At 56.5% G+C, this 23,363-nt stretch carries 20 protein-coding genes; 12 read left to right on the plus strand and 8 right to left on the minus strand.

Features of this window, described 5'->3' with window-relative positions:
- The first annotated feature begins 67 nt into the window (after window positions 1-67).
- Entirely contained in the window at window positions 68-706 is a 639-nt protein-coding gene (locus J9880_RS18725) for an NAD(P)H-dependent oxidoreductase (protein WP_131692760.1), read from the plus strand.
- Window positions 707-829: 123 nt separating this feature from the next.
- Here J9880_RS18725 and J9880_RS18730 read toward each other — a convergent pair whose 3' ends face one another.
- Complete coding sequence (locus J9880_RS18730; RefSeq protein ID WP_195817081.1) at window positions 830-1,264, minus strand: GFA family protein; 435 nt, start codon at window positions 1,262-1,264, stop codon at window positions 830-832.
- A 158-nt stretch (window positions 1,265-1,422) separates the two neighbouring features.
- Between J9880_RS18730 and J9880_RS18735 the strand changes: the two genes are divergently transcribed.
- Entirely contained in the window at window positions 1,423-2,634 is a 1,212-nt protein-coding gene (locus tag J9880_RS18735; protein ID WP_095921972.1) for a multidrug effflux MFS transporter, read from the plus strand.
- On the opposite strand, the gene J9880_RS18740 is transcribed toward J9880_RS18735, so the two are convergent.
- Both J9880_RS18740 and J9880_RS18745 read right to left on the minus strand, forming a co-directional pair.
- The gene (locus J9880_RS18740; protein ID WP_232769757.1) at window positions 2,631-3,587 is read right to left on the minus strand and encodes a bifunctional helix-turn-helix transcriptional regulator/GNAT family N-acetyltransferase; all 957 of its coding nucleotides are present in this window, start codon (window positions 3,585-3,587) and stop codon (window positions 2,631-2,633) included. The two genes, J9880_RS18735 and J9880_RS18740, sit on opposite strands and share 4 nt — an antisense overlap.
- 133 nt (window positions 3,588-3,720) lie before the next feature.
- Entirely contained in the window at window positions 3,721-4,356 is a 636-nt protein-coding gene (locus J9880_RS18745) for an NADPH-dependent F420 reductase (RefSeq protein ID WP_232769758.1), read from the minus strand.
- Between the two features lie 105 nt (window positions 4,357-4,461).
- On the opposite strand from J9880_RS18745, the gene J9880_RS18750 reads away from it, so the two are divergent.
- Window positions 4,462-5,349 carry a LysR family transcriptional regulator gene (locus J9880_RS18750; protein ID WP_133823770.1) on the plus strand — a complete coding sequence of 296 codons (888 nt, stop codon included), beginning with the start codon at window positions 4,462-4,464 and terminating at the stop codon, window positions 5,347-5,349.
- Between the two features lie 68 nt (window positions 5,350-5,417).
- On the opposite strand, the gene J9880_RS18755 is transcribed toward J9880_RS18750, so the two are convergent.
- The gene (locus J9880_RS18755) at window positions 5,418-8,195 is read right to left on the minus strand and encodes a flavocytochrome c (protein WP_195817076.1); all 2,778 of its coding nucleotides are present in this window, start codon (window positions 8,193-8,195) and stop codon (window positions 5,418-5,420) included.
- Window positions 8,196-8,775: 580 nt separating this feature from the next.
- On the opposite strand from J9880_RS18755, the gene J9880_RS18760 reads away from it, so the two are divergent.
- Window positions 8,776-10,287: an anion permease gene (locus tag J9880_RS18760; RefSeq protein WP_095921965.1), complete on the plus strand. Its 1,512-nt coding sequence runs from the start codon at window positions 8,776-8,778 to the stop codon at window positions 10,285-10,287.
- A 69-nt stretch (window positions 10,288-10,356) separates the two neighbouring features.
- Here J9880_RS18760 and J9880_RS18765 read toward each other — a convergent pair whose 3' ends face one another.
- Complete coding sequence (locus tag J9880_RS18765) at window positions 10,357-11,022, minus strand: GntR family transcriptional regulator (protein WP_095921964.1); 666 nt, start codon at window positions 11,020-11,022, stop codon at window positions 10,357-10,359.
- 187 nt (window positions 11,023-11,209) lie between these two features.
- Here J9880_RS18765 and J9880_RS18770 point away from each other — a divergent pair, with 187 nt between their 5' ends.
- From J9880_RS18770 to J9880_RS18800, 7 genes are all read left to right on the plus strand, one after another.
- Window positions 11,210-12,703 carry an ABC transporter substrate-binding protein gene (locus J9880_RS18770; protein ID WP_131692753.1) on the plus strand — a complete coding sequence of 498 codons (1,494 nt, stop codon included), beginning with the start codon at window positions 11,210-11,212 and terminating at the stop codon, window positions 12,701-12,703.
- Window positions 12,700-13,545, plus strand: coding sequence for an ABC transporter permease (locus J9880_RS18775; protein WP_095921963.1), 846 nt, complete (start codon window positions 12,700-12,702; stop codon window positions 13,543-13,545). Before J9880_RS18770 ends, J9880_RS18775 begins: the two co-directional genes overlap by 4 nt.
- A gap of 1 nt (window position 13,546) precedes the next feature.
- Complete coding sequence (locus J9880_RS18780) at window positions 13,547-14,461, plus strand: ABC transporter permease (RefSeq protein WP_095921962.1); 915 nt, start codon at window positions 13,547-13,549, stop codon at window positions 14,459-14,461.
- Window positions 14,458-15,840, plus strand: coding sequence for a M20 family metallopeptidase (locus tag J9880_RS18785; RefSeq protein WP_119825973.1), 1,383 nt, complete (start codon window positions 14,458-14,460; stop codon window positions 15,838-15,840). Before J9880_RS18780 ends, J9880_RS18785 begins: the two co-directional genes overlap by 4 nt.
- Before the next feature lie 63 nt (window positions 15,841-15,903).
- A complete protein-coding gene (locus tag J9880_RS18790) occupies window positions 15,904-16,902 on the plus strand; it encodes a 1-aminocyclopropane-1-carboxylate deaminase/D-cysteine desulfhydrase (protein ID WP_095921960.1) in 999 nt (332 codons plus the stop codon).
- Window position 16,903: 1 nt separating this feature from the next.
- Window positions 16,904-17,902 (plus strand): ornithine cyclodeaminase, encoded by a 999-nt coding sequence (locus tag J9880_RS18795; protein WP_232769759.1) that lies wholly within the window; start codon window positions 16,904-16,906, stop codon window positions 17,900-17,902.
- The gene (locus J9880_RS18800; RefSeq protein ID WP_119825969.1) at window positions 17,895-18,761 is read left to right on the plus strand and encodes a sulfurtransferase; all 867 of its coding nucleotides are present in this window, start codon (window positions 17,895-17,897) and stop codon (window positions 18,759-18,761) included. Before J9880_RS18795 ends, J9880_RS18800 begins: the two co-directional genes overlap by 8 nt.
- Here the strand turns inward: J9880_RS18800 and J9880_RS18805 are convergent.
- Both J9880_RS18805 and J9880_RS18810 read right to left on the minus strand, forming a co-directional pair.
- Window positions 18,758-20,386: a dipeptide ABC transporter ATP-binding protein gene (locus J9880_RS18805; protein WP_095921957.1), complete on the minus strand. Its 1,629-nt coding sequence runs from the start codon at window positions 20,384-20,386 to the stop codon at window positions 18,758-18,760. The two genes, J9880_RS18800 and J9880_RS18805, sit on opposite strands and share 4 nt — an antisense overlap.
- A gap of 183 nt (window positions 20,387-20,569) precedes the next feature.
- Window positions 20,570-21,319: an SDR family NAD(P)-dependent oxidoreductase gene (locus J9880_RS18810; protein WP_131692751.1), complete on the minus strand. Its 750-nt coding sequence runs from the start codon at window positions 21,317-21,319 to the stop codon at window positions 20,570-20,572.
- 153 nt (window positions 21,320-21,472) lie between these two features.
- Here J9880_RS18810 and J9880_RS18815 point away from each other — a divergent pair, with 153 nt between their 5' ends.
- Window positions 21,473-22,375, plus strand: coding sequence for a LysR family transcriptional regulator (locus J9880_RS18815; protein ID WP_095921955.1), 903 nt, complete (start codon window positions 21,473-21,475; stop codon window positions 22,373-22,375).
- On the opposite strand, the gene J9880_RS18820 is transcribed toward J9880_RS18815, so the two are convergent.
- A complete protein-coding gene (locus tag J9880_RS18820; RefSeq protein WP_095921954.1) occupies window positions 22,367-23,287 on the minus strand; it encodes a LysR family transcriptional regulator in 921 nt (306 codons plus the stop codon). The two genes, J9880_RS18815 and J9880_RS18820, sit on opposite strands and share 9 nt — an antisense overlap.
- Window positions 23,288-23,363 lie beyond the last annotated feature (76 nt).

A 23,363-nucleotide genomic window follows, 5' to 3' on the forward strand; every position in this document is an offset into this window, starting at 1 on the left:
CGGCTATTTGGGGGAATACTTGTCACAGCAATGCCCCGCTTCCAAACTTATCCTTCAGGAAAATACAATGACGACCTTAAATGAAAGACTGGCATGGCGCTATGCCACCAAGAAGTTCGATGCGACCAAAAGCGTCCCGGCTGACAAACTGGAGCGTATTATCGAGGCTGTGCGCCTGGCACCGACGTCCAGCGGGCTGCAACCGTTTGAGTTGCTGGTGGTGACCAACCCGGATGTTCGCGCAAAAATCCGTTCCGTGGCCTGGGATCAGGCGCAGGTTACCGACTGTTCCCACCTGCTGGTATTTGCTGCATGGGATGACATCACGCCTGAGCGCGTAAATATGATGTTTGACCTGACTAACGATGTACGTGGCTTTAAAAACGAAGGCTGGGAAAATTACCGCCAGATGCTGCTGGGCATTGTGGCTGAACGTGGGACCGAAGCGAATTATCAGGCCGCCGCGCGTCAGGCGTATATCGGGCTGGGCGCTGCGCTGATCGCCGCCGCCTTTGAAGAAGTCGATGCCACGCCGATGGAAGGTTTCGATCCTGTCGCCGTAGATGAAATCTTAGGTCTGAAAGAGAAAAACTTACGCAGTGTGGTGATCTTGCCGCTGGGCTACCGCGCCCACGAAGGTGACTGGCTGGTGAACCTGAAAAAAGTGCGCCGCAGCCGCGAAAACTTCGTCACTGAAATTAAGTAAACTCTGGCAACCGGCCGGCGACGGCCGGTTGCCAGATAGTGACTTAAAAAAGCTTCTGTATTTGTCATGGTTATTTAGGCACGACGAGCCATTCCCCCCCTGCCGAATTCACTTCGTACGCGTTTACCTTTTCTGGCATGAATAACAGTGTTCCTGCTTCGCCTCAAACTTCAGATATCCCGCCACACCACCTTCGCCGCCATCTTTCGGATGATGAATACCGTCAGTGACTTTCACGCAGGCAAAATCAAAGGGCGAAACACCTTCGAGGCAGGCGACGTTGACGGCAAACTGTTCGGGGTTGGAACGGCTCTGGTGAAACGTGTAGATACCGCAAACGGCACAAAAATAGTGGGCGACGGATTGAGTGTTGAAACGGTACTCCGTGAGGTGTTCTTTTCCCTTTATCACGTCTACCTCCGAGGCGGCCGCCACCACAGCACCGCGCATGCGGCAGAAGGAGCAGTTACAGCGACGAACGGCGTTCAGCCCGTCAATGAGTTTCACGTTAAAAGCGACAGCACCACAATGGCATTGAGCAGACATTTTATCTGACATAACTCTCTCCACATCAGTAAAGGAAGGTCATTCTTCGCTATCACTATAGCCAAGAGTATTCATGAATCCCATTCATAGTGTCTATGCTTATTCGGCCGATTATTCGTTATACATTTACCGGTAACATACCCGTCTTCATACTCTTCAGAAGAAAAACAATGATTGATTCTCAGACGCGCACCCCGTCCACGGCGTCCAAAACCACCGGACTTAGCTTTATCCTGATCCTCAGCGCGTTAATGGCGTTCACTTCTTTATCAACTGACATTTATTTGCCAGCGATGCCGTTGATGGCAAAAGATTTACACGGCGATGCGGAACTGACCATCACCGGTTTTTTAATCGGTTTTTGCATCGCGCAGCTGATCTGGGGGCCGATCAGTGATCATTTTGGTCGCAGACTTCCGTTGTTCGCTGGCATGGCGTTGTTTATCGTGGGATCGGTCGGCTGCGCGCTGTCAGAAGATATCGGGCAAATCGTGTTCTGGCGCGTCTTTCAGGCGCTGGGAGCCTGTACCGGTCCGATGCTGGGCCGCGCGATGATCCGCGACTTATTCAGCCGCACCCGTGCCGCACAAATGCTATCGACGCTGATGGTCATCATGGCGATCGCCCCTATCGCCGGCCCTCTGCTCGGCGGTCAGATGATTAAAATCACCTCTTGGCACAGCATATTCTGGTTACTGGCCGTGATCGGCGTGGTCATGCTGGCCTCATTATTCTGGTTACCGGAAACATTACCCGCAGAGAAACGGGTGAAAGCCTCATTAGGCAGTGCGTTTCGCAACTATATTTTGCTGCTGACCAACACGCAGTACATGCGCTTTACCCTGTGCCTGACGTTCTATTACATTGCGGCTTACGCCTTTATTACCGGCTCGCCTTTTGTTTACATCACCTATTTTGGCGTGGATCCGCAACATTACGGCTGGCTGTTTGCGGTGAACATTGTCGGGCTGATGGCGGTGAGCATGGTGAACCGCCGTCTGGTGCATATTTATCCGCTGGAAGTGTTGCTGAAACGCGCCGTCACTGTCGCCGCCCTTGCCGCGCTGGTGCTGGCAATCGGTGTCAAAATGCACACAGGGGGCGTGATCCTGATTGTGGTGACCGTCTTTATCTTCTTCTCGATGAACGGGGTGATTGCGGCAACGTCGGCAGCGGCGGCGCTGGATGCCGTGCCGGGTGTTGCCGGGTCCGCGTCTGCGCTGATGGGATCGTTGCAGTACGGCAGCGGGATTGTCTCATCGTTATTACTGGCGCTGATGAGCGACGGTACGCCGTGGACGATGGCCTGGATCATTGCGTTATTTACGGTAGTCAGCGCCCTGATAGCCCTGACCACCAAAGTCACCGCGACGGCGAATTAACGCCCTGCGCCTGATGGCCGGGTGAACTGTTGTTCCGTCATGGTCATTCCCCACTGATCACCCTGCCATTCTTCCGACAGCGCGAAGCCAAAGGATTCATAAAGACGCCGTGCCGCATTGAGACCGCTGAAGGTCCAGAGCTGCACGGCATCGAACTCCCGCGCATCACAGAACGCCATCGCTTCAGTGAGCAGTTTCCTGCCAATGCCGGTGCCCCGGCAGCTGTCATCGAGAATAAACCAGCGTAAATGCCCCTGATTATTGCCGAGATCCTGCCCGTCGATGGCGACAGATCCGACAATCTTGCCGTGACATACCGCCAGCCAGATCTGATTGCAGGGTTCATGCAGACGCCCCGAAAATTCTGCCAGACCTGACGCGACCTTACCTTCAAAGAAATGGCCGAAATCGTAATTTTTCGCATAATACGTGCCGTGCATTTCCGCAATTCTGCCAATCATACCGAGCAGATAGCCGGTCACGATCTCAATGGATTTTTGCGGCGCGGCATTTTCACTGTCGCGGCAACGTTCGAGTGCGCGGGCATAGGCTGTCAGCCCCTGCGCCACGGTGTGTTGCTGCGCATCATCAAGATTCTCCAGCGCGCTGATGACCCGCATCGCGCCATAATCATTTATCCGGCTGACCGTCTGCACGCCCTTGTCCGTCAGTGTCAGTTGCTTCACCCGCGCATCACCTGCGGACGGCACTTCCTGCACTTCTCCCGCAGCCAGCAACCGCGCCAGCATGCGGCTGACGCTGGATTTTTCCAGCCCGAGGATCTGCACCAGCTGCGCAGCCGTCATCCCGCCCTGATTATCAATTTCCAGCAAACTGTGCACCGCAGACGGTGAATAGTCAGTCGCGGCCAGCGTGGCATTCATAAAGCCCAGTTCACGCACCATCAGACGCGAGGACGCACGGATTTCTTCAATTAAAGAGGGGTTAAGCATGAGTCATTTTTTCGCCGAGGATTTATAGTTGCACAATACAACCATTGTTCGGGGCGGGTTGTCAATATCCTGACGATGCAACGGCGAACAACGCCTTCCGCTATGCTGCGAAAGGCGTGACATAACCAACCCTTTAAAGCTCCCCTCTCTCCGCCCCTTCCAGCGCCGTCTTCAATTCATCCCGTGTCATCGGCACACAATAACAAGGCATACCGCGCTCAAAGCGCCAGCCTTCTGAGAGTGAGCCCGCGTCGAGAGTGTCAAAACCGAACGCATCGTAAAGCGCCGCCACGATGGTTTTGGTTTCTGCGTCATCGCCTGCCAGCGGTAATGCGCGGCGCTGCGGGTCTCCGGCGGGTAAACCGTCGGTTTCCAGATCAGTCATGCGGATGGCGTTGAAGGCTTTGGTGATTTTTGCCCCCGGCAGGAAACCCGCCAGATATTCACTGGTGGTGGTCGCCTGTTGATCCAGCTCTGCGACCTGTCCGTCGCGCTCAGGGTAATAATTCACGGCATCAATTACCGGCTTTCCGGCAAGCTCTGCTACCGGCAGTTGCCCGATGGCCGTCAGCGGCACGGCAATCACCACGATATCCCCGAACGTCGCGGCCTGCGCCGCTGTGCCTGTCTCGCAGCCGAGCATCGGCTTGAGACTGAATAACGTCTGCGGCCCGCGTGAATTACTGAGCATGACCTGATGTCCTGCCCGGGTCGCCAGTTTTGCCACCGCCCGTCCGACAAACCCTGCGCCAAGAATGCCTATTTTCATGATATTCACCTTTGATTTTGTGGTAGACAGGTTCAGCATAATTCGACACTCTGCGTTGATAAATCGTCGCAATTAGCACAGTGAAACAACAAAAAGGAGGGAATCATGGACAGGTTAACCAGTATGAATGTCTTTGTCAGAGCCGCAGAGCTGGGTTCTTTTGCCGCCGCCGCGAACGATTTGCGACTCTCTCCGCAGATGGTGGCGAAACATATTGCGCGGCTCGAATCCCGGCTCGGCACGGCGCTGCTTAACCGCACGACGCGGCGTCAGCATCTTACGGACATCGGCCGCAGCTATTATGAACGCTGTAAAATCGTGCTTTCAGAAGCAGAAGCCGCCGATGCCATCGCACTGGAAATGAAAGTCACGCCTTCCGGTACGCTGCGCGTCAATGCCCCGGTGACTTTCGGCACCTCAACGCTGGCACCTTTCATCACACAGTATCTGGCGCAGTATCCGGAAACGCAGGTGGAGCTGACGCTGAGTGACCGTCTGGTTGATCCGGTCGAGGAAGGCTATGAGGTCATTTTGCGCATTGGCGAACTCACTGACAGCCAGATGATCGCGTATCCTCTGCGGCCTTACCGGCTGATAGCCTGCGCATCCCCCGGCTATCTGGCGCAGCGCGGTATCCCCTTAACACCGGCAGAACTGGCGCAGCATTCCTGTCTGGTTTACGGCATCTGGTCGCCACAGGCTCCCTGCCGCTGGCAATTTTCTCAAGACGGTAAAACGCAGGAAATTCAGCCGGAAGGACGGTTGCGTTCAAATGACTGGCGCGCACTGTTGCATGCCGCCGTCAGCGGATATGGCGTCACGCTGGGGCCGGAAGATGTGCTGAAAGAAGAGATCACCGCCGGACGGCTGGTGCAGGTACTGCCTGATTACGACGGGCCATCACGGCCGATGCATGTTTTGACCCCCGCCGGTCTGCGGCAGACCATGAAGATCCGCAGCTTTATTCAGGCACTCCGCGACGCCTTTGCGTAAGGCTTCCGTCATAAAAAAATCCACGCTCTCACGTGGATTTTCACTTTTAACACTGACGTTCTCACGCGTTATCTTTTGGCCAGCGCCGCCGCATTTTTCCCGGCAAGAATGCCGAAGATAATGATGTCAGCCACCGCGTTACCACCGATGCGGTTCGCGCCGTGGATACCGCCGACCACTTCCCCTGCCGCCCAGGCACCGGTGATCACCTGTTTCTGTGCATCCAGCACGGCGGTGTCGGTGTTAATGGTGACGCCGCCCATGGTGTGATGCACCCCCGGTGCGATACGGATGGCAAAGAACGGCCCCTGATTGAGGGGATGACGCAGCGCAGTGGTACGGCCAAAGTCCTCATCCTTTTTCTCCACCACGAACAGGTTGTAACGCTCCAGCGTATCGGCCAGCGTCTGCGGATCGATATTAAGTTTCACCGCCAGTTTTTCCGGTGTCGGCGCGCTGAGCACAAACCCTTTGGCGATGTATTCGTCGGCGGCTTTGTTATTCGACCGCACCTGTTCGTCGAAAATCACCCACGCACTTTTCTCCGGCAACGCGATGATTTCCGCCGACACTTTGTCGCGGGTTTCCATTTCGTTGTAGAAACGCTTCCCGGCCTGACTGATCAGGATCGCGCCACCGCCACGAATGGCTTCTGAAATCAGATAGGACGTGGTCTGCTCCACCGTCGGATGGATCTGAATTTCGCCCATATCGACGGTATCTGCACCAATCTTCTGCAACATGGCAATACCGCTGCCGGTCGCGCCCGCATGGTTGGTGGTGACAAAACCGTCCAGTTCAGGGCGGTATTTCACCACCATTTCACGGTTGGCACTGAAACCGCCGGTGGCGACAATCACGCTTTTCGCATTCAGAATGCGGCTGTCATTGTATTCATCCACCACTTTCACGCCGGTCACCACGCCGTTTTCCGACAGGATTTCCGCCACCGAGGTTTCAAGCAGCACCTCGATGTCGCGCTTGTTAATGTTCTTCACCAGACCGCTGATCAGGAAACCACCCACCGCAGAACGGTCCGCCGGACGGTGCGTACGGTCGATGCTCATGCCGCCGGTGATGGTGATGTCGTTAAGTTCGATCTCTTTCGCCGCCAGCCACTCCACCGCTTCCGGTGCCAGTTCCACAAACTCGCGCAGCAGCACCGGATTGTTTTTAAACTTGCCGCCTTTCAGCGTTTCGTCATAAAACAGCTCTTTACTGTCTTCGATACCTTTCAGTTTCTGGAAACGCGTTTCTGCGGCGTTCATCCCGACGGAAGCTTTAATGGTGTTACCGCCGATGGTTGGCATCTTCTCGATGATCACCACATGCGCCCCTTCGTCATGTGCCTGAATCGCCGCTGCAAGACCCGCGCCCCCGCTGCCGACCACGACAACATCGTAGTTTTGCGGTGCCTGAGGGTTGCCGCCTTCTTCAATCACATGCTCTTTGCTGGAGGTGGCCAGCGCGCGGGAAACGGCTTTTTTCAGCGCCTCACTCTGCGTGGTCGCGCCGGTAATGGCGTCAACGTGCGGGCTGTTGGCGACCAGCATACGGGTACGCAGGCTTTCAAACGTAGTGGTGAAATCGACATCCAGCGAGTCGTCCTTCACCAGCGCAATATCGGTGATACGGTCGGTGTCCAGCGTGACGCTGATTTTCAGCTTGAGGGCTTCGGCTTCCACTTTCTCCTGATACACCCCGGCTTTGTATTTACGGCCAGTGACGCTGGTATCGCGGATCATGGCGTCAACCAGTGAGAAGCGCCACAGCGGTTCAGGGATGTTCAGCTCTTCGCGTTTATGGCTGTCGATGAACAGCTCAAGGTGGTCGTTGTTGATGATGCGATCGGCCCAGTCGGGATAAGCAATACAGGCCTTACCAATCGCGATCAGATCAAAGCCGTATTCCAGCCCCTTTTCGGCATCGGCTTTGTTGATCACGCCCCCGACACCAATCACCGGCACTTTGGCCAGCGTTTCTGAACGCATGGCGCGGAATTTAGTGATCAGCGGTGTCGGATCCTGCGTATCAACAATCGACGGGCGCAGCAACTGGCCGACCGAGAAATGCACGTAATCCAGCCCGCGCGCCGCGAGTTTTTCCAGCAGATACATCGTGTCGTCAAAGCGGATACCCGGCACTTCCAGCTCTTCCGGCGAGAAACGGTAGCCGATAATAAAGGAGGCATCAGCAAAGCGTTCCGCCATTTTGTGGGTAATGTCGAGCACTTCCAGCGGGAATGTCGCGCGTTTGTCGCGGTCACCGCCCCACTTGTCCGTACGCTGGTTGGAGTTCGGCGAATAAAATTGCTGGATCAGATAGGTGTTGGCCCCGTGGATCTCCACGCCATCAAACCCGGCTTTGATCGCACGGTTCACCGCATCACCAAACTTGGTGACCATGGTTTCGACTTCTTCACCGGTCAGTTCTTTCGGGGTGGTCGCGCCTTCACGCGGCGCAGCGATGGCGCTTGGCGCGACGGGCGTACGGCCGCCGATCAGTTCCGGCTCGACCATCCGGCCACCGTGATAAATCTGCAGGATCGCTTTGGAGCCTTTGGATTTGATGGCATCGGCAATTTTCTTCAGGCCGGAGATTTTGTTGTCGCTGTCGATGGCGATAGCGCCGGGGAACGCCGGTCCCATGCGGTCAATGAAGCAACATTCGACAATGATGGTGCCGATGCTGCCGGCACGGTCGCGATAATATTCCACCAGTTCGCTGGTCACCGTGCCGTCATAAAACCCCGTACAGGTGGTCATCGGCGCCATCAGCAGGCGGTTTTTCAGTACCGCACCGTTGGGCAGTGTGAGCGGATTCAGAACCGGGGTGAGCTTATTCATTATGATCAACTCCGAAATGTGTGAGTCTTGAATTTTTTCGTGGCCGCATTTTTTACCGTATAAACTTCCCGTTTAATTAAGCAGCTCGATGCAGGTGATAAATAGAGAAATCTGTGGCGTATTTATTTACGTTACGCGGTGAAAATGGGCGTGATAAACGTTAAACAAGCAGGCGTTGTTTATTTACCCGACATGAAAATCAATACCACCTTCAATTGTTAATGATGAGTTGACAAAAATCAACTTTAGATTAACATAAAAAATCTCGCCTGCAAAATCAGCAAGTTGACGTCAAAAACTGGCGTTTGCACAAATTTACTCTACATTCACATAAGCGGGTTCTTCTGAGAAAAAATAACCACAATTTTTATGTTGTTATTTGATTTAATATAAGCGGATGCATCACATCTTTTGCGCTAAGAATAATAGTAATGTCTTAATTTCGTCACAGCGGTGACATCGTCATTACGTACCGCTTAACACATTTCCGATTAAGAATAATGAATGGTTTTCTGAATCAGAAAACAATCACAGATAACCGGGGCATCAGGCTCACTCTCACACACGGGCAAACCACATTATGAAACCCACATCCACGCTCAATGACCCCGCCAAGGCCGCACCGCCTGCCGCGGGGCAAAAAAAACATCTGATTATGCTGTTCCTGCCGGTACTGGTGTCCGTGCTGTTACTGCTGACACCCGTCCCTGCGGGGCTTGAACCTTATGCCTGGCATTTCTTCGCCATCTTCGTCGGCGTGATTGTCGGATTGATTTTTGAACCCCTTCCCGGCGCAGTCATCGGCCTGACCGGGGTGGTGGTCATCGCCCTGTTCAGCCAGTGGCTGCTGTTCAGCCCGGAAGAGATCGCTAACCCGAAATTTAAGATGCCGACCGAGGCTTTCAAATGGGCGGTCAGCGGATTCGGTAACTCCACCGTCTGGCTTATCTTCGGCGCATTCATGTTCGCTGCCGGTTATGATAAAACGCAGTTTGGCCGCCGTCTGGCGCTGATCCTGGTGAAATATCTGGGCCGCCGCAGCCTGACGCTCGGCTATGCGATTACCTTTGCAGACCTGCTGCTGGCACCCTTCACGCCATCCAACACCGCGCGCAGCGGCGGCACGATCTACCCGATCATCGCCAACCTGCCGCCGTTGTACGGTTCCAAGCCGAATGACCCGAGCGCCCGTAAAATCGGTTCTTATCTGATGTGGGTCGCGATCACCGCCGCCTGTATCACCAGCTCGATGTTCCTCTCGGCGTTAGCCCCGAACCTGCTGGCACTGGCGTTAGTCAAAAGCATCACCGGCTTTACGATTTCGTGGGGCATGTGGTTCCTGGCGTTTCTGCCACTGGGCGTGCTGCTGATCCTGACCATGCCGCTGCTGGCCTACTGGTTTTATCCGCCGGAAGTGAAGGTCAACGACGAAGTGCCGCGCTGGGCGACCAACGAACTTGAGAAGCTGGGTAAGCTGTCACGTAACGAAATCCTGCTGCTGATCTTCGTCTGTTCTGCCCTGCTGATGTGGATTTTTGCCGCATCGTGGATTGAACCTGCGATGGCTGCGCTGCTGGTAGTGGTGCTGATGCTGTGGACCGGCGTGCTGAACTGGAACGACATCACCAGTAACAAACCGGCATGGAACACCTTTGCATGGTTTGCGACGCTGGTGGCGCTGGCGGACGGCCTTGCCCGCGTCGGCTTTATCGCCTGGCTGGGTAAAGAAGGCGGTCAGTTGCTCAACGGATTCGACCCGCAGGTGGCGGCCGTGATGCTGCTGATAGCTTTCTTCCTGCTGCACTATCTGTTTGCCAGTACCACGGCGCACACCACTGCGCTGTTGCCGGCGATGCTGACCATTGCGGCGGCGATCCCGGGCATTAACATGCCGGTTTACTGCCTGATGATGGTGACCTCGCTGGGCGTGATGGGGATTATCACCCCATACGGTACCGGTCCAAGCCCGATTTACTACGGCAGCGGCTATCTGCCCACCAAAGACTACTGGCGTCTGGGCACCATCTTCGGGGCGATTTTCCTCGGCGGCATGATGCTGATTGCCTATCCGTGGATGGTATTGATGTTCTGATGCATTAACCTGCCAGACTGCACCATGCAGTCTGGCAACCCCTTATTTCTTTCATTCCCGCAACTCTGTTCATTCTTCCTGAAAATAATGCTTCCCGAGGATTGCTGCGCCGTCATCAATCGATTTGTGGATAAGCTTCACACAACGTTTAGCATCACCTGCTTCCAGGGCCAGTAACAGCTGATCGTAATTGTGCTGCCCCTGCGCCATATGCGGCGACTGCGGATAGAGATAGTTGAAGCACGGACCTATCTGCACCCACAGCTGCTCAATCAGCGACGTCAGCGTCGGCATTGCGGCCATTTCATACAACATGAAACGAAACTCACGGTTGGCCTCTAAAGCGCCCTCGACGTTGTTTTCGACTTTCGCTGCCATGAATCTGGCATTCAGCGTTTTCAGCAAAGCAATGTGTTGCGCAGTGATCTGCTCACAAGCCTGCGACACCGCCAGACCTTCAAGATTTTTGCGGATAAGCGTGATTTCCTGATACCGCGCCAGCGCAATTTTAGGCACCAGAAAAGCCTGTGCGGGCGTGGCATCCAGTGCCCCCGCCGACACCAGACGCAGCAATGCCTCGCGCACCGGCGTCACGCTGGTACCGAGTTTCTCAGCAATTTCCTTGGTCACCAGTCGCGCGCCCGGCTTGAGTACGCCGACAATCAACGCCCCTTTCAGCTTAGCTTCCACCTGCATGGTCAGACTGACGCGCTGCGCTTTTTCCATCTCAAACATGTGACATTTTCCTTTAGCAAAATAATGGCTTTTCTTTTGCGGTTTAATCCGTAGCTTGCAAAAAATACATTATATAGGATATATCATGTATTGAGGAATTGAATATTGATTGACCATTTTTGTGACGCACCACCTTCACGTTAATTCCGTCAACACGTCTGGCGGCTTCACTTTGGGAATGACCGTAATGAGAATACCTGCCTTCAAACTGGCTTCACTTGCCCTGTTTATCAGCCTGACAACACCGGCTGTTTTCGCCTCTGAACTGGTGATCGCTCAACCCGCTTCGGCCACGGCAATGGATCCGGGATTCCTGAAAGAGTCTGCCACGCTGGTAGATAATCTGTTCGATACGCTGGTGCTGCGCGACGCCAATATGCAGTTACAGCCGGGGCTGGCGACCAGCTGGAAATCGCTGGATGATACCACCTGGGAGTTCACGCTGCGTCAGGGTGTGAAATTCAGCGACGGTGAGCCGGTCAATGCACAGGCGGTGAAATTCTCAATCGACCGTATTCTCGATCCCGCTCAGCACGCGCCGACCATTTCCTATATCCGCACCATTAAATCCGTGGAAGTCACCGGCGAGTATCAGGTGAAAATCCACACTACCGGACCGGATCCGTTGTTGCCGACCCGCATGAGTCGCTACCCGACGTACATTGTGCCACCCGCGTATGTCACCAAAGTCGGTGCGGCGGAATTTGCCCGCAAACCAGTGGGTTCCGGCGCGTATACGCTGACTGCGTTTATCCCCGATGAAAAAGTGGTGATGCGGGCCAACCCTGATTACTGGCGCGGCAAGCCCGCAATCGATACTGTCACCTGGCGTCCGATACCGGAAGCCACCGGGCGCATTACCGCCCTGCTGACCGGTGAAGTACAGCTGGTTGATGGCGTTCCGGCGGATCTGGTTCCGGCGCTGAAAAACAAACCAGGCGTGCATCTGGAACAGGTGAAAAATGGCGGGCTGACCATTTACCTCGGCCTGAAGAACGACCAGAAACCGCTGAATAATGTGCGTGTCCGTCAGGCGTTATCGCTGGCGCTGAACCGTGCGGCTTATACCCGCGATTTGTTGCATGGTTTCGGTACGCCGACCGGCACCATGGCCGGACCGAAAGATTTTGGTTATGAGGCCATTCCCGCGCCTGTGCAGGACATTGCCAAAGCCAAAGCATTACTGGCCGAAGCCGGATATCCGCAAGGTTTCACCCTGCGCTTCCAGGCGCCACGCCGCTATATCGCCAGCGCCGACGTCGCCCAGGCGATTGTGCAGGATCTGGCAGCTATCGGGGTGAAAGCTGAACTCGAAGTGCCGGAATGGTCGGTCTATACCCAGCAGGTCGCGGCACAAAAACAGGCGCCGATGTACATGCTGGCGTGGGGCTCAACGCAAACACTGGACGCCGATGCCGCGCTGTATCCGATCCTGCATTCGGGCGAACCTTATTCCACCGTGAATTCTCCTGAACTGGATGCCCTGCTCAACAGCAGCCGCACCACGGTCGATGCGGCCAAACGTGAGAAAATTTTGCAGCAGATACAGCAGGTTGTGGCACAACAGCAGCCGCTTATCCCGCTGTACAAAGAAGATTCCCTGTATGCCAGCGCTGACAACGTGACCTTCACCGGCCGCGCTGATTCACGTATCCCGCTGTTTGACCTGAGGATTAAATGATTTCACTGCGAACCACCTTGCAAAGGAAACCCCGCCGCCGGTTTTATGGCGACGGGATCCTCGGCGGGCTGTTGCTGCTACTGGTGATTGTCCCGGCGCTGCTGGCGCCGTGGCTGCCGCTGCCGGATGCATTAACCAACGACCTGGCTGCGGCCTTTTCGCCGCCGGGCGGCCATCATCTGCTGGGCACCGATCAGCTGGGGCGCGATTTGCTGTCGCGTATTTTATCCGGTACGCGGCTCTCGCTGATGGTAGTGCTGCTGGCCGCGGTGATTGCAGCAGTGATCGGCTCGGCGCTGGGCATGATTGCCGGTTATACCGGCGGCTGGCTCGACGCGCTCATCATGCGCCTGATGGATATTCAGCTGGCGGTGCCGTTTATCCTGCTGATCTTACTGGTGATGGCGCTTTTTGGCGCATCGCTGACCAACATCATCCTGATCATGGGCGTGACCAGCTGGGCGATTTATGCCCGGGTCGCCCGCGCCAAAACGCTGGAAATCCGCGAGCTGGAATTCATTGAATCAGTCAAAGCCATGGGCTTTTCCACCCCGCGCATTTTGCTGCGCCACGTGTTACCTAACCTGATGACACCCCTGATTGTGCTGCTGACACTGGATATCCCGCGTCTGATCGTGCTGGAAGCTTCAATTGGTTTTCTCGGCATGGGCATTCAGCCGCCGACGCCGACGCTCGGCAATCTGATTGGCGAAGGCCGTTCTTACATGCTGCTGGCACAGTGGCTGGTGCTGTGGCCGGGGCTGGTGATCGCAGCACTGGTGATTGGCTGTAACCTGCTCGGTGACAGCCTGCTGCGCAAAACCCACACGAGGCTCGACTGATATGCTGCCTTATCTTTTGCAACGCCTCGGGCAGTCGGTGCTGGTGATGTTTGGCGTATCACTGCTGATTTTTTACAGCCTGCATCTGACCGGCGACCCGGCGGCAGTAATGATGCCGCCAGGCTCAAGCCAGCAGGAAATTGACAATTTTCGCCACAGTATGGGCTTTGACCGCTCGCTGACGTGGCAGTACTGGCATTATCTGACCGGCGTTTTACAGGGCAATCTGGGGGAATCGCTGCGTTACAGCCAGCCGGTCACCGAACTGATAGGCCAGCGCGTTCCGGCCACTTTGCTGCTGGCTTTCACCGCGTTGCTGTGGAGCACCGTCGCCGGTTTGCTGCTCGGCATCCTCAGCGCGTTATATCAGAATACGTGGTGGGATCTGCTCTCGCGCCTGCTGGCTTTCAGCGGTCAGGCGGTGCCGGTATTCTGGCTCGGTCTGCTGCTGATCATCGCCTTCAGTCTTCATCTGCGCTGGCTGCCTTCCGGCGGTTATGGCAGCGCCAGTCAGCTGGTGATGCCCGCCATCAGCCTTGGCGCGTATTACATGAGCGCCATTGCCCGACTCATCCGCGCCAGCCTGATTGATGTGCTGCAACAAGATTACATCCGCACCGCCCGCGCCAAAGGGCTGAGCCGCTGGCGTATCGTGGTTCGCCACGGTTTACGCAATGCATTGATCCCGGTGATTACCGTGCAGGGCATGTATTTTGCCTCCTTGCTCGGCGGTGCGCTGGTGACTGAAATCATTTTTGCCTGGCCGGGCATCGGCCGCCTCGCCGTTCAGGCCATCCAGAACCGTGATTTCCCGCTGGTACAGGCCATTGTGCTGCTTGCTGCACTGGTGTTTGTCGGCATCAACCTGATTATTGATTTGCTGTATGTGGTACTCAATCCGAGGATCCGCCTGTGACGATTTCCATTTCCCCACAGTTACAACCGACTCTCGATTTACTCCATGCGATGACGCCGTTCGCCAGCGTTTCCGGCCAGCTCAGCCCGCAGCGTGAACTGGCGCAGTGGCTGGAAGACTGGGTCCGCCAGAATCTGCACGGCGTGCCGGTGTTGCAGGTCAGCGCACAAAATGACGAAAACACGCCGCCGCTGGTGCACATGCGCATTGAGCGTCAGGCGGCAAAAACGCTGGTGCTTTACAACATGTACGACGTGATGCCCGCCACGGACGACGGCTGGGAATTTCCGCCTTTTACCGGCGGTATCACCGAATGGCCGGGCACCGGCGCGGTGTATATCGCACGCGGCGCGGAAAATAATAAAGGGCCGCTGGCAGGCATGCTGATGGCGTTGAAATCACTGTGCGATGCGGATCAGCTGGGCGTCAATCTCGAGATCATTCTCGAAGGTGAGGAAGAAACGGGCAGCGGCCGGTTGCGCCGCTATCTGGCACAGGAACCCTGTCCGGTAACGCCCGCCGGTGCTGTGTTTTTCCCGTCGCTGTGTGAATACGGCGGCGGCGAACCCCGCGTATATCTGGGTTTCAGCGGGCTGAGCGGTGGCCGTTTACGCGTCAGCGGCGGGGCGTGGGGCGGCCCCCATGCGGCAATCCACGCCAGTAACGCCAACTGGATTGCTAATCCGGTATGGCGGCTGGTGAATGCCCTTCACGCCATTGCCCCCGCCGAAAAAAACGGCGTGATTGCCCGTCAGCCTGTCGATGATCCGGCAAACCAGCTACTGCGTACGCTGGCTGAACAATTCAGCATCCGTGATGAACTGCGCTTTCGCCGCAGCGAAACCCTGTCGGTGAGTGGCGATACGCTGGCCTGCCTGCAACAACTGATTAACGGCGCGGTGCTCAACATTTCAGAAATCCGCAGCGATCCGCAACAGGCGCGTGGCGTGATACCACACAGCGCCAGTGCGGAACTTGCATTGCGCGTGCCGCCGGGCATTGACGGTGAAAACCTGCTGGCAGATATCTGTCAGACGCTCAGCAGGTCGGAATTCGACGGCGTGGAACTTGAACTGGATGACAGCTATCCCGGCCACCGTTTCCCACGCCACAGCCCCGGCGTCGATGCCCTGCTCGCCAGCTATCGGACTCAGGGTGCAACACCACAGGTCTGGCCGTGGGCACCCGGCTGCGCGCCGGCGTATACCTTTGCCCGCATCGCTCCGGCCTTTCTGACTGGCGGCCTCGGTCACGGTGGCAATGCCCACGGCATCAATGAATTTGTCACCCTGCGCGGGCTGGAACGCTTCCAGCAATCCGTCACCGACTGGATCCATTTTTTTACTCAGGACATCCCATTTTCTGCCCTGCCGGAATAATCCGGCGAGGCTTTGCGGCAACACCCGGGAAAGTTTTAAAAGATAATCACCAGGAAAATTATGATGAAACAAGCAGATGATTTTGAACGTGTTTCACTGGGATTCTTCCCCACACCGCTTGAGCGCCTTTCGACACTGGGCGATTCACTCGGCATCACGCTGGATATCAAACGTGATGATTACACCGGTTTCGGCGGCGGCGGTAATAAAGTCCGCAAGCTGGAATATCTGATGGCTGACGCCTGCCGCCAGCAGGTTAACGTGGTCATCACCACCGGCGGGCACCAGTCCAACCACGCGCGGATGGTGGCAGCAGCGGCGCGTAAGTTTGGCATGAAACCGGTGCTGGTACTGCGTGGTAATCAGCCGGAAACCTATCAGGGCAATCTTCTTCTCGATAAGCTTTTTGGCGCGGAACTGGAGTTTCTCGACCCCGACGGTTATTTCACCCAGATTGAAGGCGCGATGAATGCCCATGCTGAGGCCGCTCATTCACGAGGCGAAAAGGCACTGATCATCCCGCTCGGCGGTGCCACGCCGCTCGGGGCGTTGGGTTATGTGCGCGCCATCGAAGAAATGGACGCTCAGCTGAAAGAACGCGGCCAACTGCCACCGGACGTGATTGTCGCCCCGACAGGTTCCGGCGGTACACTGGCCGGACTGTATGTCGGCGCACGTAAATACTGGCCGGATACCAAAATTGCCGGCATCAGCGTCAGTGCCAAAGCGGAATGGTTCCAGACCCGTATTTCCGCCATGGCGCAGGATTGCGCTGATTTGCTGGAATGGCCGCAAAACTGGACGCAGGAAGATATCTGGATTGAAGACGGTTACGTCGGCACCGCCTACGGCGTACCGTCTGACGGCGGCATTGACGCCATCTACCGCGTCGCACAAGCCGAAGGTGTGCTGCTGGATCCGGTCTACACCGGCAAAGCCATGCATGGTCTTATTAACCTGGTCGGACAAGGCAAAATCAGCACAGGTTCACGGGTAATATTCGTTCACTGCGGCGGCTCACCGGCGTTGTATCCCTTCGCACAAACCTTGCTGGAGCATTGAGATGACGCAGGGTTTTCGCTATCTGAGTCAGGAGAATGTGATTACGCTCGGTGGTACGCGGGCGCAGGCCGCACTGGATGATGTGCGTGACGTTGTCACCTTAATGCGTCAACAGCAGGCGCAGATGCCCGCGGAAACCCACGTCAATCTCGCCGGTGCACGGGGAAAAGCTTACGCATTGCCCGCTTATGTCGGCGGACGGTTTAACGCTGCGGGCGTGAAATGGACAGCACATCGTCCCGATGCACACGACGGTCTTCCACAGGCGATGGCGATGACGCTGATTAACCGTGCGGATACCGGCCTGCCGCTCGGGCTGGTAGAGAGCGCCGGGCTGACCGCCACCCGTACCGCCGCCGTTTCGGCGCTGGCGTTACGGCATGCCGCGCCGCAAAAGGTACAACACGTTCTGCTGCTCGGCACGGGTGTACAGGCTACCGCGCACCTGGACATGCTGCGACAGCTTTTTCCGCATCTTAAGCAGGTCAGCTGGTGGAGTCGCAGCGCATCCACCTTTGCGACGGACACTGAAAACCTGCCGTGGCCGCTGATCAGAATCACAGATTTACAGCATGCCTGCGCACAAGACGCCGATGCGGTGATCACCTGTACCAGTGCGGCCGAACCGTTGGCCGGCACGGAGGTCATCCGCCCCGGACGTCTGATTATTCAGGTGGGTTTTCACGAAGTGGCGTTTGAGGCGATTGCCCTCGCCACAAAAGTGGTCGTCGATTTGTGGGGGAATTTCTGCGAAACCAGCGCCAAAAGCCTCTTCCAGATGTACCGCGCCGGGCAATTTTCCCCGGACCTCGTTGATGCTGACTTAAGCAATCTGCTGCTCGATGGCTGGCGGCCTGCGCCGGATGACAGCGTGTATTTTTCCTCATTTGGCCTCAATGTTTTCGATATCGCCCTGGCAGCACGTGTGCTTGCACTTGCTCAGCAACAGGGAACCGGCACGCTGTTACCGCTTTTTCCGGAGTCATTTTACCTTGCCTGATTATTTCGCATCACCCTTGCCAAACATCATTATCAGCGCCGCAGAACTGCTCGGGCGCCACCAGAATGGCGAAGAATTTGCGCTGATTGATGTCCGTGAAATCGCGCAATGGCAGACAGCAACGCTGCCCGGCGCACATCATCTGAATGTTTATGATTACTTTATTCCGGACAGCACGCAGGCCGGTGTGAACAGCCTGCTTAATGCCTTTCAGCGAGCCTGGCAGGCGCTCAACATCAGTGACAACGTCACAGTGGTTTTTTTTGAGCAACAGGTCGGCATGCGTTCCCCGCGCGGTGCGTGGTTCGCGTTGTGCGGCGGCATCCGCCAGCCGTTAGTGCTCGACGGCGGGCTTGACGCCTGGCAACGCGCAGGCGGTGACGTGATGCAGGGAACCGGCAACAGTGCAGTGATCCGCGCTGAAAATCCGGATTACCGTGTGCCAGACAGTGAGGAGATCGCACCGCTAAACGCACTGACGGCGACACGCGCGCAAGTGCTTGCAGCAGGAACGACCGGCGCGCAAATTCTTGACGCCCGTCGTCCGTCAGAATTCAGCGGTGAATTTGCCCATGAATGCTGCCACCGTGCCGGCAGAATTCCCGGTGCGAATTTGTTGTTCTGGGAGGATGTGGTAGACAACGGCGCGTTTCTTGATGCCGGAGAAATCCGCCATCGCGCAGACAAAGCCGGGTTACAGCCCGACCGGCAGGTGATCATTTATTGCCACCGTGGCGCACGCGCCGCCACGGTATTTACAGCCCTACAACTGGCGGGTTACCCGCAACTGGCCATTTATGTCGGCTCCTGGCATGAATGGGCAGAACATTCTGAACTGCCGCTGCTGACGGGGTGTTAACTGGCCTTACGCAGTTGCAGCGCCTGCGTAATATCCGGCGCTGCCGCCAGCAAAGTTTGCGTGTAAGGATGCTGCGGCGCGCCCAGCACCTGCGCCGTTAGCCCGCTCTCCACGATTTTGCCGTGATAAAGCACCACCACCCGGTCGCACACCTGTTTTACCGCAGCCAGATCATGACTGATGAACAGCACCGTCAGACCAAGTTGCTGACGGAGTTCATCCAGCAGCGCCAGGATCTGCCCGCGCACCGACAGATCTAACGCCGACACCGCTTCATCGGCCACCAGCAAATCTGGCTCTAACGCCAGCGCACGGGCAATGGCCACCCGCTGGCGCTGACCACCGGAAAACTCGCCCGGTAAACGGTTGGCGTGATGCGCTTCCAGCCCGACCTGTTTCAGCAATTCGCTAACCCTCGCCTGAATCTCCCCGGCTGGCCGCAATTTGTACACCCGCAGCGGTTCGGCAATCTGCTCACCAATGGTCATTTTAGGATTGAGGCTGGCGTAAGGATCCTGAAAGATAATCTGCGCCCGGCTGCGCATTTTCTGCCGCGTGGCTTGACTGGCACGGGTCAGGGAAACGCCGTCAAATTCAATATCGCCGCTGTCGGTTTCCGTCAGGCCGATGATCGCCCGCCCCAGCGTAGTTTTCCCCGAACCTGATCCGCCGATCAGCCCCAGAATTTCGCCACGACGGATATCCAGCGAGGTCGGGAAAAGCACCGTCTGACGTTTTGCTGGCACGAACGGCAGGCGCTGCGCCTGCGGATAGCTTTTGGTCAGTTCGCGCAGACGAACCAACGGCAATTCGGTGCTGATCTCAGCGGTGGCCGGGCGGGGTTCAGACTGCGAGGCGGCAATCAGTTTGCGGGTGTATGGTTCCTGAGGATCAGTCAGCAATTTTGTCACCGACCCTTCTTCCACCAGATTTCCCTGATGCATAACGTAAGCGCGATCTGCGTAACGCGCCACCACGCTCAGGTCGTGGGTGATCAGCAGCACGCCCATGTCCATTTCCTGCTGCAATTCCAGCAACAATGTCAGGATCTGCGCCTGAATGGTGACGTCCAGCGCGGTCGTGGGCTCATCGGCAATCAGCAGCGACGGCTTACAACTTATGGCACTGGCAATCATCACTCTCTGACGCATGCCGCCGGAAAGCTGGTGAATATACTGTTTCGCACGTTGTTGCGGATTCAGGATGCCAACACGGTCCAGCAACGCAACGGCCTCGCGGTGCGCCTGCTTCCAGTTCAGTCCCTGATGACGTACCAGCACTTCGGCGATCTGCTCGCCGACTTGCAGTACCGGATTCATGCTGGTCATCGGTTCCTGAAAAATCATCGCCAGCCGTTTACCGCGCGCCGACGCGTCAAATGCACCCTGCGGACTGGCAATTTTCTTGTTCTCAAGCCAGATTTCACCGCCTGTCATATTCACACCAGGCGGCAACAATCCCATCAGCGCCAGCGAACTCAACGTTTTTCCCGAACCGGATTCCCCCACCAGCGCCACCATTTCACGGGAATTCACCTGCAGGGATAATGGTTTGACCAGCGGTGATCCGGCATCGGTATGAATGGCGAGATGGGTAACGTCGAGTAAAGGTCTGGCAGTCGTCATAGCGGTGGTCCGGCGAAGAATTAAGCATTGAGAATATATCGTATATCTTCCGGCGACAACATTAAAGGCAGCGAGACGATAGATTAATTTCTGCTAATTAATGATGATTTATCGTGGTTTCTTCGTGAGATGCGAAAACCTGCCGGTGATCTGCCCGGCAGGTTTATTTAGCCCTGAAATGACTCAGACTTGTGCCATCCCGCCATCCACAAACAGTTCTGTGCCATTGATAAAGCTGGCGGCATCGGAGGCCAGAAACGCCACCGCTTTGCCGATTTCTTCCGGTTCACCGAGACGGCCCAGCGGCACCTGTGCGGCCAGCGCATCGAACAATCCCTGACGATGTTCATCCGGCACCAGCCCGCCCAGCCCCGGCGTGCGAACCGGCCCCGGACTGACCACGTTGACACGAATGCCGCGCCCTTTCAGATCCAGCGCCCATGAGCGGACAAAATTACGCACCGCCGCTTTACTGGCGCTGTAGACGCTGAAACTTTCCGTCCCCTGAATCGACGTCGTTGAACCGGTCAGGATCACCGAACCCCCTTCACGCAGCAACGGCAACGCTTTCTGCACGGTGAACAATACGCCGCGCACGTTGGTGCCAAAAATACGGTCGAAATGTTCTTCGGTGATCGCGCCCAGCGATTGCATGTCTCCACCGCCCGCGTTAGCAAACAGAATATCCAGATGCCCTGCGCTTTTGGCGATTTGCGCATAAACCGCATCGAGGTCAGACAATACCGACGCATCGGCGCGTATACCCGTTGCGGCGCTGCCGATTTCACTGACTGCCGCATCCAGTTCAGCCTGACGGCGGCCGGTGATAAATACCCGGGCACCCTGCTGTGCCAGTTCTTTAGCGGTTGCCAGACCAATCCCGCTTGTCCCGCCGGTGACCAGTGCAATTTTTTCGTTCAGTGATTTGCTCATTTTCATGCCTCATTATCAGTCGCGTTTCAGTGAGCCGCGTTTGCGGTATGGACTTACTCTAGCTCCGCCCCGTTTATTGAAAAATAGTGGAAAATGAAAATGACTATTCATGGCTGTGTATAATCAACACATACTGACTGGCGGAGAAAACAGATGGATCAACTGACAGCGATACGGGCGTTTGCGCGCGTGGTGGAAGCCGGTAACTTTACCCGCGCGGCAGATTCCCTGGATATGCCCAATGCGACGCTGAGTAAAATGGTGCAGGAACTGGAAGCGTATCTGGGCGTGCGGTTACTTCAGCGCACCACGCGGCGGGTGACGGTCACGCCGGAAGGTCAGGCTTACTACGAGAAAACCGCGCGGGTACTGCGCGATCTGGAAGACATCGATACCTCGCTGAATGCCGCCCGCAGCAAGCCGCGTGGTCTGTTACGGGTCGATGTCGGCGGTTCCACAGCGCGCGATGTGCTGATCCCGATGCTGCCGGAATTTATGGCGCGCTACCCCGATATTTGCCTCGATCTCGGCGTGTCCGACCGGCCAGTGGATCTGATCAGCGATAACGTGGATTGCGTCATCCGTGGCGGTCCGCTGGATAACTCGACGCTGATCGCCCGTAAAATCGGTACCGCCACGCTGATCACCTGCGCCACCCCGGCCTATCTCAAATCTTCCGGCACACCGGCCTATCCCGATGAACTGAAAAACGGCCACCGGCTGGTCTGTTACGTGTCATCACAAAATGGTCGCGCGTTCCCCTTCCGTTTTGAACGGGACGGCGAGAAAACCGAGATCAAAGTACCGCACCGCATCGGCGTCAACGAAAGCAATGCCCATTTAGCCGCCGGACTCGCCGGACTGGGCATCATCCAGACCTTCAGCTATTCAGCCAACAGCGCCCTGCGTGACGGCACGCTGGTGGAAATCCTCAAAGAATGGCGTCCGGCCCCGTATCCGTTCCATGTGGTTTATCCGCAAAACCGCCACGTTCCCCAGCGCCTGCGGGTGTTTATCGACTGGCTGCTGGAAGGATTCCACATCCGTTCACAGTAACGTTTCGCGGCGCAGATTATCTTCCCGCACAAAATCAATGAACGCCTGTAAAGGCGCGGGGATCAGACGGCGATCGTTGTAATAAAGCCAGGGACCGGTGAACGACAGCCACCACGGCTGTAATATCGGCTCGAGTTGTCCGCTGAAAATAGCGGGCTGTAACCACTCTTCGAACAAATAAATGATCCCCGTTCCTGCAATCGCCGCGTCGACCGCCAGATCGACCGCGCCACCGACACTGACCACCAGCGGACCGCTCACCTGCACGCTGAGGGCTTCGCCTTCACGCTCGAATTCCCAGTCGGGCATGATGCCGCTGGCATAGCGCCCCCGCAGACAGCGATGCGGGATCAGATCCCGGGGATGCAACGGCCTGCCGTTGGCATCAAGGTAAGCCGGTGACGCCGCCGCGGCGTAACGCTGAACGCGCGGGCCGATGGGGATCGCCACCATGTCCTGTTCCAGACGTTCGTCATAACGGATACCGGCGTCACAGCCGTCACGAAACACATCCTGCACATTACTTTCAGCGATAATTTCCAGCTGAATATCCGGATAACGCCGCAGAAATTCCGGCACTAAGGCAGGCAAAACCAGCCGCGTGGCGCTGACCGGCACATTCAGGCGCAGTACACCGCCCGGCGTGTGGCGATAACGGTTAAGCGCATCCAGCGCGGCATTCACCTCGTTCATGGCGGGCAGCAATCGCTCAATCAGCGCCCTGCCGGCTTCAGTCAGCACCACCGTGCGTGTGGTGCGGTGAAATAACCGGATCCCCAGCTGCTGTTCGGCACGACGTACCGCGTCACTCAGCCGGGATGCGTTACTGCCGGTGACCCGCGCCGCCTCACGAAATCCACCGGCTTTCGCCACCTCAACCACGGCGTGCAACAGGGCGATATCCATCGTCATTGTGCGTAACCTCGTACAGTTTGTCCTGATTTCACCGGATAGTTGCACAGCCGGCGCAACGCTACAATCAGTGAAC

The sequence above is a fragment of the Rahnella victoriana genome (assembly GCF_021276285.1).
GTDB classification, from domain to species: domain Bacteria; phylum Pseudomonadota; class Gammaproteobacteria; order Enterobacterales; family Enterobacteriaceae; genus Rahnella; species Rahnella victoriana.

Bases quoted from the DNA above. Each gene is read 5' to 3' on its own strand.
- J9880_RS18725 (WP_131692760.1), top strand. From the start codon at position 68: ATGACGACCTTAAATGAAAGACTGGCATGGCGCTATGCCACCAAGAAG.
- J9880_RS18730 (WP_195817081.1), bottom strand. From the start codon at position 1,264: ATGTCAGATAAAATGTCTGCTCAATGCCATTGTGGTGCTGTCGCTTTT.
- J9880_RS18735 (WP_095921972.1), top strand. From the start codon at position 1,423: ATGATTGATTCTCAGACGCGCACCCCGTCCACGGCGTCCAAAACCACC.
- J9880_RS18740 (WP_232769757.1), bottom strand. From the start codon at position 3,587: ATGCTTAACCCCTCTTTAATTGAAGAAATCCGTGCGTCCTCGCGTCTG.
- J9880_RS18745 (WP_232769758.1), bottom strand. From the start codon at position 4,356: ATGAAAATAGGCATTCTTGGCGCAGGGTTTGTCGGACGGGCGGTGGCA.
- J9880_RS18750 (WP_133823770.1), top strand. From the start codon at position 4,462: ATGGACAGGTTAACCAGTATGAATGTCTTTGTCAGAGCCGCAGAGCTG.
- J9880_RS18755 (WP_195817076.1), bottom strand. From the start codon at position 8,195: ATGAATAAGCTCACCCCGGTTCTGAATCCGCTCACACTGCCCAACGGT.
- J9880_RS18760 (WP_095921965.1), top strand. From the start codon at position 8,776: ATGAAACCCACATCCACGCTCAATGACCCCGCCAAGGCCGCACCGCCT.
- J9880_RS18765 (WP_095921964.1), bottom strand. From the start codon at position 11,022: ATGTTTGAGATGGAAAAAGCGCAGCGCGTCAGTCTGACCATGCAGGTG.
- J9880_RS18770 (WP_131692753.1), top strand. From the start codon at position 11,210: ATGAGAATACCTGCCTTCAAACTGGCTTCACTTGCCCTGTTTATCAGC.
- J9880_RS18775 (WP_095921963.1), top strand. From the start codon at position 12,700: ATGATTTCACTGCGAACCACCTTGCAAAGGAAACCCCGCCGCCGGTTT.
- J9880_RS18780 (WP_095921962.1), top strand. From the start codon at position 13,547: ATGCTGCCTTATCTTTTGCAACGCCTCGGGCAGTCGGTGCTGGTGATG.
- J9880_RS18790 (WP_095921960.1), top strand. From the start codon at position 15,904: ATGAAACAAGCAGATGATTTTGAACGTGTTTCACTGGGATTCTTCCCC.
- J9880_RS18795 (WP_232769759.1), top strand. From the start codon at position 16,904: ATGACGCAGGGTTTTCGCTATCTGAGTCAGGAGAATGTGATTACGCTC.
- J9880_RS18805 (WP_095921957.1), bottom strand. From the start codon at position 20,386: ATGACGACTGCCAGACCTTTACTCGACGTTACCCATCTCGCCATTCAT.
- J9880_RS18810 (WP_131692751.1), bottom strand. From the start codon at position 21,319: ATGAGCAAATCACTGAACGAAAAAATTGCACTGGTCACCGGCGGGACA.
- J9880_RS18815 (WP_095921955.1), top strand. From the start codon at position 21,473: ATGGATCAACTGACAGCGATACGGGCGTTTGCGCGCGTGGTGGAAGCC.
- J9880_RS18820 (WP_095921954.1), bottom strand. From the start codon at position 23,287: ATGACGATGGATATCGCCCTGTTGCACGCCGTGGTTGAGGTGGCGAAA.